The organism is Bradyrhizobium sp. LCT2, from assembly GCF_009931255.1.
GTDB classification, from domain to species: domain Bacteria; phylum Pseudomonadota; class Alphaproteobacteria; order Rhizobiales; family Xanthobacteraceae; genus Bradyrhizobium; species Bradyrhizobium diazoefficiens.
Window position 1 is genome coordinate 1,444,977 of the sequence record NZ_CP034432.1, and the last position, 12,299, is coordinate 1,457,275.

The following is a 12,299-nucleotide window of genomic DNA, read 5'->3' on the forward strand; positions in this document are numbered from 1 at the left end:
TAACGGAAATGCTGCGTAGCACACCTGCCGCGGAAATGCCGGGGTTGCGTTGCCGTCGAAGCCGTTGTTAGCTCCGACAACGGCCAAATCAAAAAACTGCCAAAAAGACAGACGGGGAGAACGATGAGCGCTCAGGGAACGCCCATGGTGGCGGGCAAGACGACGACATCCAGGGAAACACCAAAGGGCGCCTGGACGGTCACCTTTCTGCTGTTTCTATTTATGCTGGTTAACTTCGCCGACAAGATCGTCGTCGGCCTCGCCGGCGTGCCGATCATGGCGGACCTGAAGCTCTCCCCGGAGCAGTTCGGCCTGCTCGGGTCTTCGTTCTTCTTCCTGTTCTCGATCTCGGCCATCGTGGTCGGCTTCATCGTCAACAAGGTGCCGACGCGCTGGGTGCTCCTGACGCTGGCGGTGGTCTGGGCGCTGGCGCAGTTTCCGATGGTCGGCACCGTCTCCTTCACCACGCTGCTGATCTGCCGCATCGTGCTGGGCGCCGGCGAAGGCCCGGCCTTCTCGGTCGCCGCGCACGCCATCTACAAATGGTTCCCCGACGAGAAGCGCACGCTGCCGACTGCGATCCTGTCGCAAGGCTCGGCTTTCGGCGTCATCCTGGCCGTGCCGGCGCTGAACTGGGTCATCGTCAATCACTCCTGGCACTACGCCTTCGGCGCGCTCGGCGTCGTCGGCCTGATCTGGGTCTGTGCCTGGCTCGCGCTCGGCAAGGAAGGCCCGCTGGAGGACACGCACACCCTTGCCGCCACCGAGACGAAAATTCCCTATCTCCAGCTTCTCACCTCGCGCACCTTCGTCGGCTGCGTCGCGGCAACCTTCGGGGCTTATTGGGCGCTGTCGCTGGGCCTGACCTGGTTCACGCCGTTCATCATCAAGGGCCTCGGTTTCTCGCAGAGCCAGGCCGGCTGGATTTCGACCCTGCCCTGGGTGTTCGGCGCGACCATCGTGATCCTGACGGGTTGGATCTCGCAACTGATGATGGCCCGCGGCTCGACCACGCGCGTCGCCCGCGGCGTGCTCGGCTCGGTCCCGTTGATGGTCGGCGGCCTGATCCTGGCTGCGATGCCGTATGTTCAGGGCGCCGGCCTTCAGCTCGCCTTGCTCGTGGTCGGAACGGGCCTGTGCGGCGCGATCTACGTCGTCTGTCCGCCCATGCTCGGCGAATTCACGCCGTCGTCGCAGCGCGGCGCGATCCTGGCGATCTACGGCGCGCTCTACACGCTCTCGGGCATCATCGCGCCCGCCGTGATGGGCACCGTGATCCAGCGCGCCGGCAGCATGCTCGACGGCTACATGACCGGCTTCACCATCAACGCCGTGATCATGGTCGGCTCCGGCCTGCTCGGCCTGGCCCTGCTCTGGCCGAACAGCGAAAAGGCTCGGCTGACGCGCGCTGCCGCCCCGCAGGCAGCGGCGCTGAAAGGCGCGGTGTCGCCGACGTAAGGGGTGGCAGGCGTTCAAGGCCCGCCACAAACACCGCTGTCGTCCCGGCGAAGGCCGGGACCCATAACCACAGGGAGTGGATTGAGGCGAAGCTGATAACTCCAAGTCTTCGCAAAACAATTGCCGGGGCGTATGGGTCCCGGCCTTCGCCGGGACGACACCGAATGTGAGGCGCGGCCTTCGCGTCTCACATGCATCCTACCGCGCTAGTTCACCACCCCCTGCGCGCCCCGAATCAGCTTCCCCGGCCGGCGCCCCGTGGCCGCGCCATGCCGCCGCGTCACCACGCCCGACACGATGGTCGCTTCATAGCCGTCGACGTCCTGCAACAGCCGCCGCCCGCCGACCGGCAGATCGTAATGCACCTTCGGCGGATGCAGATGCAGGCGGTCATAGTCGATCACGTTGACGTCGGCCTTGTAGCCGGGCGCGATCAGCCCGCGATCGGTGAGGCCGACCGAGAGCGCGGTCTTGCGTGACTGTGCCGCGACCACGAACGGGATCGTGAGCTTCTCGCCGCGCTTGCGGTCGCGCGTCCAGTGCGTCAGCAGATAGGTCGGGAAGCTCGCATCGCAGATGATGCCGCAATGCGCGCCGCCGTCGGACAGGCCCGGCACCGATTGCGGATCGATCAGCATCTCGCGCGTCGCATCGAGATTGCCGTCGGCATAGTTGAGGAACGGCACGTAGAGCATGCCGCGGCCTTCGTCCGACAGCATCGCGTCATAGGCGAGTTCCTCGGGCTTCCGGCCCTGCTTGCGCGCCCGCGGCCCCAGCGCGTTCTCCGGCGGCTGCTCGTAATCGGGAGGATCGCCGAGCAGGAACATCTTGTCGTAGTTGGGCCGGAAGAACAGCGGATCGTCGGTCGCGGTCGCCGTCTCGCTCAGGATCGCCTGGCGGATCTCGCTCTGATGCAGCCGCGCCAGCCGCTCCTTCAGCGGCAGATGTGCGATCGCCTTGTAGCTCGGATGGGTCTGGAACGGGTTGCGCGACAGCTCGAGCCCTAGCAGCAGGCCGACCGGGCGCGCCGCGATCTGCGCGGTGATGGAGAGGCCGCGCTGTGCGGCGGCATTGATCTCGTCCAGCGTCTGGCGCCAGCGCTGCGGCGCCTTGTCGTTCTGCGTGATCGAGAACGAGATCGGGCATTTCGTCGTGTCGGCGACCCGCAGCATCATCGGCAGGTCTTCGTCGATGGTGGAGAGATCGAGCACGAATTGCAGCACGCTGCGGCCCTCGCGATGCATCGCACCCGCGATCGCGGTGAGCTCGTCCTCGCCGGCCTTCAAGGTCGGCGTGAAGTCGCCGGTCGAGGTGCGGTGGTTGAGCGTGCGCGAGGTCGAGAAGCCGAGCGCGCCGGAGCGGACCGCTTCGCCCGCGAGCTTTGCCATCGCCGCATTGTCTTCCGCCGTGGACGGATCGCGGCGCGCGCCGCGCTCGCCCATGACATAGACCCGCAACGCCGCATGCGGCAGTTGCGCGCCGACGTCGATGTCGAAATCGCGCTTCGACAGCCAGCCCATGTAGTCCGGAAAGCTCTCCCAGGCCCAGGGAATGCCGGCGCTCAGCACCGGCTCGGGAATGTCCTCGACGCCTTCCATCAGCTGGATCAGGCGGGTGTGGTCGGCGGGCTTGCACGGCGCAAAGCCGACGCCGCAATTGCCCATGATCGCGGTGGTGACGCCGTTCTGCGAGGACGGCGTGATGTCCTGGCTCCAGGTGACCTGCCCGTCATAGTGGGTGTGGATGTCGACGAAGCCCGGCGTCACCAGTTTTCCGCGCGCGTCGATTTCTTCTTTGCCCTTGCCGGAGATCTTCCCGACCTCGCTGATTCTGCCGCCGGTGATGGCGACGTCGGCCTCGAACAGCTCGCCGCCGTTTCCATCCGCGACCGTGCCGCCGCGGATCACGAGATCAGGATTGGTCATGGTGTTTCTTCCCGTTTTGTTTTTGTTACGCGCAGTTCTCTCTACTCGTCCCGGACAAGCGTCAGCGCAGATACGGGACCCATAACCACAGGGAGTAGTTTGGCGAAGACTCGGAGTGACCAGTCTCGCGCGACAGATTCTCCCTGGGGTAATGGGTCCTGGCTTTCGCCAGGACGACAGTTGAACTTGTCGCTACGCCGCAGCCTGCCGCTTCCGCTCGGTGAACGGCGACAGCACCACGGTCGCCAGCATGAAGATCACGGAGGCGCCGAACACCCAGTGCGGCGCGCTCTGGTCCATGATCCAGCCAAACAAAAGCGGGCTGACGATGCCGCCGAGATTGAAGCCGGTGGAGACGATGCCGAAGGCGCGCCCCGCAGCGCCGGCGGGAGCGGCATTGCGCACCAGCATGTCGCGCGAGGGCGCGATCACGCCGGAGAGGAAGCCCGCCGCCGTCATCGTCGCGGTCAAAGCCCAGCCGGGCAATGTCACCAGTGCGATCAAGAGCACGATCGCCGCATTCGCGGCAAAGCAGGCGGCGGCGACATAGCCGTGACGCTCGGTGTGATCGGCGAGGAAGCCGCCTGCGAGCACGCCCGCGGCGCTGGCGCCGAGGAATGCGGTCAGGGCGATGTTGGCGATCGAATAAGAGGCGCCGTAGCCGCTCATCAGCGCCACCACGCCGAAATTGTTGATACCGGCCACCGACAGGCTGAGCAGCATGAACAGCGCGGTCAGCGTGATCAGCGCCGGCGTGATGACGGCCTGCTTCGGCGCGCTCTCGTGACCGGGCTTTTTCTTGTGCGCGCCGGCCTCGGGAATGCTCATGGCGACCAGCAGCAACGCCACCAGCACGCCGATCGCGCCCGACGCGATCAATGCGCCGACGCCACCCGATACGGTGACCAGCGCGGCGACGATCGCCGGCGTCACGGCGCCGCCGAGATAGCCGGCAAAGGTGTGGATCGAAAAGGCGCGGCCCATCCGCGCCTCGTCCATGTGCTCGGCCAGGATGGCGTAGTCGGCGGGATGATAGACGCTGTTGGCGAGCCCGAGCAGCACGGCGCAGGCAATCAGCGAGGCGTAGCTCAAATGCAGGCCGAGCAGGATCAGCGCGAAGCCGCCGAGCGTCAGCCCGATCAACAGGATCCTGCGCGCGCCAAAATGGTCGACGAGATAGCCGGTCGGCGCCTGCGTCAGGCCCGATACGACGGCAAGGGTCGTGAGCGCGAAGCCGAGCTCGACATAGCCGACGCCGAGCCTGTCCTTCAGGAACGGAAACAGCATCGGCAGGACCAGCAGATGGAAATGGCTGACCCAATGCGCGATCGAGATTCCCGTCAGCGTGCGCAGCGCGCTGTCCGCCTTGCCTTGCTGCGGTGCGGCGAGAACATCGACCATTGCAGTTCCGTTTCACTCCCTGAAGGGAGCGCAAACTATCGGGGACAGCGGTTATTTGTCCATGAACGCAGGCGCATGGCAGGTAGTGCGGGTGGCGCCGCTGTCTCAATCATTACCCGACGATGCGATCGGGCACACTGCGCGCCCTCCGCCCTTGCGGGGGAGGGCGGGAGAGAGGGGTAGCCCAGCAAAAGGTCTATCCGTGGTCGATGCAAAGATCGTCGCGCTCTCGAAAGAGTGTGCCGTGTGGCACCCCTCTTCCCGCAAGGGGGGAGGGAACGCACCATTCGTGGGGCAGGCTTCAACTCACAACGGCTCGTCATCGGGACCGTACCGGTCACGCTTCGGTGTTGCGATGTCGCCGTCTTCGTAATCGTCGTCGTCGGTGTCGCGCGGCAGCGGCTTCTTCGCCTTGTCGTCCGCCGGCTTCTCGCTGGCGGTTTTGGGCGGCGCGCTCGGCTTGGCGGTCTTGTTGACGGTCTTGGCCATGGCTGTTCCCGGATGGTGATGCTGCATCCGATCCTAGTCCCAATATGTGGGCGGTTCCTGACTTATCTCAAGAACGGCGCGTCGGGGCGTCAGTGCACCACCGGTCCGCCCGCCTTCTTCCAGGCATCGATACCGCCGGCGATATGGGCGGTATTGGCGAGGCCCGCCTCCTTCGCCGCCGCGACGGCCATCGCCGAGCGTTCGCCGAAGGCGCAGAAGAACACGATGCGGCGGCCGGTGGCGGCCGCGACCTCGCGCAGCATGCCGCCGGGCTTCAGGCTCTCCTCGACGGACGGATAGGGCGTGTGCAGGGCGCCCTCGAGCATGCCGTGTTTCATCCGCTCGTTGGTCTCGCGCAGATCGACCAGCAGGATATCAGGCCGGCCCAGGACGCGGATCGCCTCGCTGGCGGTCAGCGCGCGGCCCTCCTTCTCCAGCTCCTCCTGATGCAGGCCGACGCGCATGTTGGCGGGCACCGCCACGTCCATCATCTTCGGATTGGGCAGCTTCAGGTTCGCCATCAGCTCGATATATTCGTCGACCGAGCGCACTTGGAGCCGCGGATTGTAGCGCTTCTCCTCGCCGATGGTGGAGACGGTGTCGCCCTTGTAGTCATGCGCCGGGAACACCATCGTCTCGTCCGGCAGCTTGAGCAGGCGATTGAAGATCGAATCGTACTGCGCGCGCGAGGAGCCGTTCTGGAAATCGGTGCGGCCGGTGCCGCGGATCAGCAGCGTGTCGCCGGTGAAGACGCGGTCGCCCATCAGGTAGGAATAGGAATCGTCGGTGTGGCCGGGCGTGTACATCACGTCGAGCGACAGCCCCTCGATCGTCACCTTGTCGCCGTCGGCGACGCGCATCGCCACCACGTCGGCCTTGGTCTGGTCGCCCATCACGGTCATGCAATGGGTGCGGTCGCGCAGCTCGCCGAGGCCGGTGACGTGGTCGGCATGAAGGTGGGTATCGACCGCCTTGACCAGCTTGAGGTCGAGCTCGCGCAGCAATTGGCAATAGCGATCGACCTTCTCCAGCACGGGATCGAGGATCAGCGCCTCGCCGCCGTGGCGGCTGGCAAGGACGTAGCTGTAGGTGCCCGAAACACTGTCGAAGAGCTGGCGGAAGATCATGGCAAGACCCGGCGTGGAACTGGCTTCCAAGATTCTACTATGTTCCGGGTTAGAAAGAGAAGCAATTCACTGTGTGAACAGGTAAATTTGGAAGATTTTTATTGCTGGCGAGGCGGGGATAAGCGCCACACACTCAGTGTCGTCCCGGCGAAGGCCGGGACCCATACCGCGTGATCCTTCGGGAGGGGCGGTGGGAGTACCGAACGACTGATCTTCGCCAAACACCTGCCTGGGAGTATGGGTCCCGGCCTGCGCCGGGACGACAGGGGAGTGTGACGCCCTGGCGCCCCCTACGGCCGCACCACCGTGTACCCATTCTCCGCCAGGAACAGGATCTGTCCGACCCCGACCTGCACCGGCGTCGCGGCGGGGATGAACTCCGGCCGCTTGCCTGTCTCCCGCTCGACCGTGTCGACGGTGTTGAGGCAGATGTCGAAGCGCACGCCTTGCGCGATCAGGCTCTCGACCTGCTTGCGGCGCTCGCTGTTCGACAGCAGCAGGTCGATGCCGGGTCCGAATGCCACCACCTCGATCGCGACCTTGTCGGGGGCGTAGGCCTTCAGGAGATTGTTGGCGACGCTGAGCACCAGCGCCTGCTTCCTGGCGTCGCCGTCGGAGAGCTGCAGCACGATCTTGTGCTCGGCGAACGGCTTGTCCTGAAGCGGCACCTGCTGCGCAAAAGCCGGCGGCATCGCGGCCAAGGCGAGCAGCGCCAGCATCATCGCGCGAAACATTTGCGAGCGCGTCATCCCTGTCCCGCAATGCCCGGATTGTTCTCGACGCCCTTCAGCGTGACGCCGGAGCCGAGCCGCTCCGAAAGCATCCGGCCCGAGCGCAGATATTTGGCCACCACGTCCCACACCGGTGCGCCCTGCTGGCCGTTGACCGAGGCCCAGCCCGCGACCTTGTAGCGGTGGTTGGCGCTGATCGCCTTGCCGTTGTTGAGCTTCAGCTCAGAGATGCGGCCGCCGATCGCACCCGCCGGCGTGCAGGTGTAGCTGAGGCCGCCGGCGCGCACCATGTCGCCGCCCTGCTGGTAATAGGGATCGGCGTTGAAGAGATTGTCGCAGATGTCCTCCAGCACGTCCTTGATCTGGGCGCCGGTCATTTCCTGCACATAGGTCTCGGGATAGCTGATCGCGGTTTCCGCGAGCACGTCCTCCATGGTCAGCGCCTGGCCGGACAGCGCGGTGACGCCCCAGCGGAAGCCCGGCGACAGCGCGATCTCGGCGTCGAGCTCGCTGCGCAACGCGGTGCAGATCAGCTCGTCGACCGGGCCGGAGAAATTGCCGCGGCGATAGAGCAGGCGGTCGAGCGTTGCGATCTTCTCCGACCAGTCGGCCACGTGCGGCGCGCGAACCCGGCCGATCAGCTCGGCCATCGCCGGATCAGGCTTCAGCAGCTCGGAATAGACCGGCAGCAGGTGATATTTGACGCCACTGACCTTGCCCTTGTCGAGCGCGAGATCGAGCACGCCCAGAAATTTCCCGTTGGAGCCGGCATTGGTGACGAGTGTCGTGCCGCCGGCGTTCGTCACGGGAATCGGCTGCGGCACGGCGTCGTGGGTGTGGCCGCCGAGGATGACGTCGATGCCGGTGACGCGGCTCGCGAGCTTGAGGTCGACGTCCATGCCGTTGTGCGACAGCAGGATGACGGCATCGACCTTCTCGGCGGTGCGCAAGGCATCGACATGCTTCTGGAGCTCTTCCTCGCGGATGCCGAAGGTCCAGTCCGGCGTGAACCGCTTTGGATGCGCGATCGGCACGTAAGGGAAGGCCTGGCCGACGATCGCGATGCGATGACCGCCGAGCTCCTTGATCACGGAGGGCTTGAAGACGCGCCCCGTCGCCTTGTCGAAGGCGCGGGCGTCGTTGAACGCGGCTTCCTCGGTCAGGAACACGTTTTGCGCCAGGAACTCGCCCTTGAAGCGCTCGAGATTGTCGCGCAGCGCCTGCTCGCCATAGGTGAATTCCCAATGCCCGGTCATCGCCTCGATGCCGAGCAGATTGGCGACCTCGACCATGTCGCGGCCCTGCATGACGTTGGCGAGCCCCGTGCCCTGCCAGAGATCGCCGCCGTCGACGAGCAGCGAATCTCTTTCGCCGACATCGCCGCGCAAGCGATCGACCAGCGTCTTCAGATGGGCAAAGCCACCGAGCTTGCCGAAGCGCGCCGCAGACTTCTCGAACTCGAAGCAGGTGAAGGCATAGGCATCGGCGCTGTCGGGCCGGATTCCGAACCGCTCGAGAAAGGCGCGGCCGACCAGATGCGGCGGCCGTCCCGCCATCTCCCCGATTCCGATATTGACGCTGGGCTCGCGGAAATAGATCGGGTTGAGCTGCGCATGCGTGTCGGTGATGTGCAGGATCCGGGCATGGCCGAAACGTTCGAGGTCGTAAATGCTCGCCGCTTCAGTGCCGCGCGCAAGCCGCGGCAGGCCGAGCGATGCTGCGGCAACGCCTGCACTCTTCAGGAAATCACGGCGGCGGATCGCCATCCAGAATCCTCCGCGCCTCATCGGCAGTTCAACTGAGGTCCAGTCTAGCGGATTTCCATCGCCTTCCAGGCCTCTTTTTCGGACGTGGCCTGGAAGATCGACGCCTTCGCCAGCGCCTCGGCCTCCTTGGCTGCGGCCAGGGCGCGGTCGAAATCGCCGCCATCGGCTGCCTTCTTCGCCGCCGCCAGCGTCGAGACGGTCACGGTCCACTGATTGCGCATGCCGGCTGCCTCCTTGGAGGCGGCTTCGGCGGCGGCATAGGCCGCCTTGTAATCCGCCTCATTCGCCGCGCGCGCCGTTGGCGCGAGGCTAAGGGCGAGCAGCATGGCGAGAGGAAGTGACCGCTTCATGGCCGCGCTCCCGGTCCTGATATCGGCAGTCCGTTGGCGACGTAGGACAGGAAATATTCGACGTCGCGATATTCATCTGCCTGCGGCTCCAGCGGAACCGCCCGGGTCTGGCTGTTGCAGGTGACGAAGCGGCGGCTGGTCGTGCCCATGCCGCTCCATTCGGAGCGGTAGATCGGCATCGCGTTCAAAATGCCGAGCGCAGGCGCCAGGATCTCGGCGCGGATGCGCTCGCCCGGGCCCTGCACATGGCAGCTGGCGCAGGAGAAATTCATCTGGCCGCGCCGCGTGTAGAAATAGCGCTTGCCGTTCTCGAACGCGGCGAGCGCGCGGGGATCATCGGGAATCTTGATGTCCATCAGCTTGCCGCGCGAGGTGAAGGCCATATAGGCGGTCAGCGAGGCCATCTCGTCCTTGACGTAGGAATAGGGCGCCTCGCCGTTGGCCTCGCGGCAGCGGTTGAGCGCGAGCTCCAGCGTGACGACCTTGCCCTCCTTCTCATCGAAGTAGGGATAGTTCTGGCGGATGCCGATGCCGCCATTCGGGAAGCAGTCGGCATAGGTCTTGCCGTTCTTGAACGGGGTGGCGAACATTTCCTTGCCGGCGTCGAGCGCGAACTCGTAGGGCGGGAATTCCTCCTTCTCCTGCCACTGCCGCTTCATGTCCTCGTTCATGGAATAAGGGCCGTTGACGAAATCCTCGTGCTTCACGGTCGGAAACTTCTGGAAGAAGAAGTTCTGGAACGCTTTTGCGTCGGCAACTGGATCGACCTTGTCGGCCGCGATCACGCGCGGCGAGGTGAGGGCGACCGCGACGAGCGCGGCGCTGAGCGAACCAAGCAGGAGGGCGGAGCGGGCCTTCATCACGCGATCTTCGCGGTGGTCGTATCCGACCCGCCCTTGTTGTCGGTCCAGGAGATCTTGATGTCGTCGCCCTTCTTGGCGCCCTTGAAGCTGAACTTCACATAGGGGTCCTTGGAGATGGCGGTGCCCCAATCGGCGACGAAGACGTCCTTGCCGTTACATTCGAACTTCAGCTGCTGGATGAAATGCGCGGGGATCACCTCGCCCTTGGCGTCCTTGACCAGGCCGGTGTCCATGGGGTGCTGGATCAGCGCCTGCACCTCGGTGATGTCGCCGTTTGCGGTCGCGCGCACGCGAATGCTGGATGCCATGTCGATCTCCTTAGCCGCCGCAGCCGCCGACGGTGACTTTGACTTCCTTGGTCGCGCTGTAGAGCTTGCCGTCGGCTTCCACGATCGCGGTCACGTTGGTGGTCTTCGCCATCTTCAGCCGGTTGGCGACAGCAGGGATCGTGCCGTCGGGAATCTTGTAGGACGCGGCGAGCGCGTTCGGGTTCTCGGCCACGAAGAACGAGATCGAGGTCACCTTCTCCAGCGTCGTCGTCACCGAGATCGGAACCACGCCGCCATTCTCGGCGATCTCCGGCGCATCCAGCTTGACCTTGTCGGAGGGCTCGGCAGTCTTGCCGTAGAGCGCCTTGATCGCGTCCGCTTCGTTCTTCAGCTTGAACGCTTCTTCCGGATATTTGTCGTTGGCCGCGGCGTACGCGGGCGCCACGCCGAACGGCAGATTGCCGAGGCCGAGCAGCGCGACGGAGGCTGCGCCCTGAAGGATCAGGCGCCGCGTCGCAAGGGGGCCGGTGGTCGTGGTCATCTGAGCTCTCCTGGCGTGCCTGAAGTCACAGGGTTTGCAGGAAATCAACGATTGCGCTGATCTCCTGGTCGGTCAAAATCCGGTTCCGGCCGAACGGCGGCATCATGGTCTGCGGATTGCGTTTGGTCTCGTCGAAGATGATCGCGGCCAGCTCGTTGCGATCAGGGTATTTCGCCTTGAGGTCCTTCAGCTCCGGGCCGATCGTTCCCGGCAGGTCGCCGCCCTTGATGACGTGACAGGTCAGGCAATTGCCCTTGCCACGGTCGAAGGCGAGCTTCTGGCCCTCGGCCACGGCGGATTGCGCCCGCGCCGGGCTGGCGAGGCCGGCGGCGAAGGCCAGCAAAAGGAGCAGGGCAGGCATCCGGGAAAAGGCGGTCAAGGCGTCATTCCGAGGCGTTATGGCGATGCACTCGATCGCGGAAATAGCAGCGTTCCAAAGCACAAAGGGCATCACCTGACAATCAGGACTATGCACGCGGCAAAATGGAGTTAATATCTTCCGCATTGCAACTAAAGAGATTATTTGTTCGGCCGATTTGGCCGCGAGAGTAAGGTCCGTGAGCGCGGCCGGCTGTTTCGAGGGCGTTTGGGCGCTCCTGCTGTTTTCATCGTGTTCTCGTTTTTTCAAGGGGACGTCACTTGGCTGAATATGTCGTCGAATTTGGCAGGGACGGCGGACGGGTCGAGCCCGATGGGCGGCTCGATGCACCGGCATTCCATCGCAATCACGAGCCGCTCCGGGCGGCTCTGGAAAAGCACCTTGCCGGCTGTTCCGGAAACGTTGTCGAGGTCGGCAGCGGAACCGGCCAGCACGTGGTCCATTTCGCCCGCCATACGCCCGACCTGGTCTGGTGGCCGAGCGACCTCAATCAGCGGCACGTGAAGAGCATCGAGGCCTGGCGCGTCCATTCGGGCCTGCCAAACATCCGCTCGCCGTTGCGGATCGATCTCTCCGATCCCGGCTGGTGTCCGGAAATGCGAAGCGGGCAGGGGCCGACGAACCTCGCCGCCGTGTTCTGCGCCAACGTCATCCATATCGCGCCATGGACCGTGGCCGAAGGCCTGTTCGCCGGCGCCGGTCGCTATTTGAGGGCCGACGGCAAGCTGTTCCTCTACGGCCCGTTCAAGCGCGACGGCAAGCATACCGCGCTCAGCAACGCCGTGTTCGACACCTCATTGCGCGAAGGCAATCCCGACTGGGGCGTGCGCGACATCGGCGATGTCGAGACGCTCGCGCGAGGCGCCGGCCTTGGTCTCGTCGATACGATCGAGATGCCGGCGAACAATCTGACGCTGGTGTTTGCGCGCTAGGTTGGCGCTTCTGACTTGGGTCCGGGTGCACGCCACAGCGGCGGTGCGCTCCCTCCCCCCTTGTGGGG

At 64.9% G+C, this 12,299-nt stretch carries 13 protein-coding genes; 2 read left to right on the top strand and 11 right to left on the bottom strand.

All coding sequences use genetic code 11. The features are described 5' to 3' along the window. Positions 1-123: 123 nt before the first annotated feature. Entirely contained in the window at positions 124-1,458 is a 1,335-nt protein-coding gene (locus EI171_RS07435; RefSeq protein WP_011083823.1) for an MFS transporter, read from the top strand. A gap of 206 nt (positions 1,459-1,664) precedes the next feature. Here the strand turns inward: EI171_RS07435 and EI171_RS07440 are convergent, their stop codons facing one another. From EI171_RS07440 to soxX, 11 genes are all read right to left on the bottom strand, one after another. After that, on the bottom strand, positions 1,665-3,383 hold the full coding sequence (locus EI171_RS07440) for an amidohydrolase family protein (RefSeq protein WP_161532964.1): 1,719 nt from the start codon (positions 3,381-3,383) through the stop codon (positions 1,665-1,667). Positions 3,384-3,575: 192 nt separating this feature from the next. Then, on the bottom strand, positions 3,576-4,784 hold the full coding sequence (locus tag EI171_RS07445) for an MFS transporter (protein ID WP_161532965.1): 1,209 nt from the start codon (positions 4,782-4,784) through the stop codon (positions 3,576-3,578). Between the two features lie 306 nt (positions 4,785-5,090). Continuing rightward, positions 5,091-5,273: a hypothetical protein gene (locus EI171_RS07450; protein WP_161532966.1), complete on the bottom strand. Its 183-nt coding sequence runs from the start codon at positions 5,271-5,273 to the stop codon at positions 5,091-5,093. A gap of 89 nt (positions 5,274-5,362) precedes the next feature. Next, positions 5,363-6,400, bottom strand: a complete 1,038-nt coding sequence (locus EI171_RS07455) for an MBL fold metallo-hydrolase (RefSeq protein ID WP_011083827.1) — start codon at positions 6,398-6,400, stop codon at positions 5,363-5,365. Positions 6,401-6,690: 290 nt separating this feature from the next. Continuing rightward, positions 6,691-7,149 carry a hypothetical protein gene (locus EI171_RS07460; protein WP_161532967.1) on the bottom strand — a complete coding sequence of 153 codons (459 nt, stop codon included), beginning with the start codon at positions 7,147-7,149 and terminating at the stop codon, positions 6,691-6,693. Then, a complete protein-coding gene (gene soxB / locus EI171_RS07465; RefSeq protein ID WP_161532968.1) occupies positions 7,146-8,897 on the bottom strand; it encodes a thiosulfohydrolase SoxB in 1,752 nt (583 codons plus the stop codon). The genes EI171_RS07460 and soxB overlap by 4 nt, the downstream gene beginning before the upstream one ends. A 44-nt stretch (positions 8,898-8,941) precedes the next feature. Then, positions 8,942-9,247 carry a hypothetical protein gene (locus EI171_RS07470; protein ID WP_011083830.1) on the bottom strand — a complete coding sequence of 102 codons (306 nt, stop codon included), beginning with the start codon at positions 9,245-9,247 and terminating at the stop codon, positions 8,942-8,944. Then, a complete protein-coding gene (soxA, locus tag EI171_RS07475) occupies positions 9,244-10,107 on the bottom strand; it encodes a sulfur oxidation c-type cytochrome SoxA (protein WP_161532969.1) in 864 nt (287 codons plus the stop codon). The genes EI171_RS07470 and soxA overlap by 4 nt, the downstream gene beginning before the upstream one ends. After that, the gene (gene soxZ, locus EI171_RS07480; protein WP_011083832.1) at positions 10,107-10,418 is read right to left on the bottom strand and encodes a thiosulfate oxidation carrier complex protein SoxZ; all 312 of its coding nucleotides are present in this window, start codon (positions 10,416-10,418) and stop codon (positions 10,107-10,109) included. Before soxZ ends, soxA begins: the two co-directional genes overlap by 1 nt. Before the next feature lie 10 nt (positions 10,419-10,428). Then, complete coding sequence (soxY, locus tag EI171_RS07485; protein ID WP_011083833.1) at positions 10,429-10,920, bottom strand: thiosulfate oxidation carrier protein SoxY; 492 nt, start codon at positions 10,918-10,920, stop codon at positions 10,429-10,431. Positions 10,921-10,945: 25 nt separating this feature from the next. Continuing rightward, complete coding sequence (soxX, locus tag EI171_RS07490; RefSeq protein ID WP_028172677.1) at positions 10,946-11,299, bottom strand: sulfur oxidation c-type cytochrome SoxX; 354 nt, start codon at positions 11,297-11,299, stop codon at positions 10,946-10,948. A gap of 260 nt (positions 11,300-11,559) precedes the next feature. On the opposite strand from soxX, the gene EI171_RS07495 reads away from it, so the two are divergent. Next, positions 11,560-12,231 carry a DUF938 domain-containing protein gene (locus tag EI171_RS07495; RefSeq protein ID WP_038965227.1) on the top strand — a complete coding sequence of 224 codons (672 nt, stop codon included), beginning with the start codon at positions 11,560-11,562 and terminating at the stop codon, positions 12,229-12,231. The last annotated feature ends 68 nt before the right edge of the window (positions 12,232-12,299 follow it).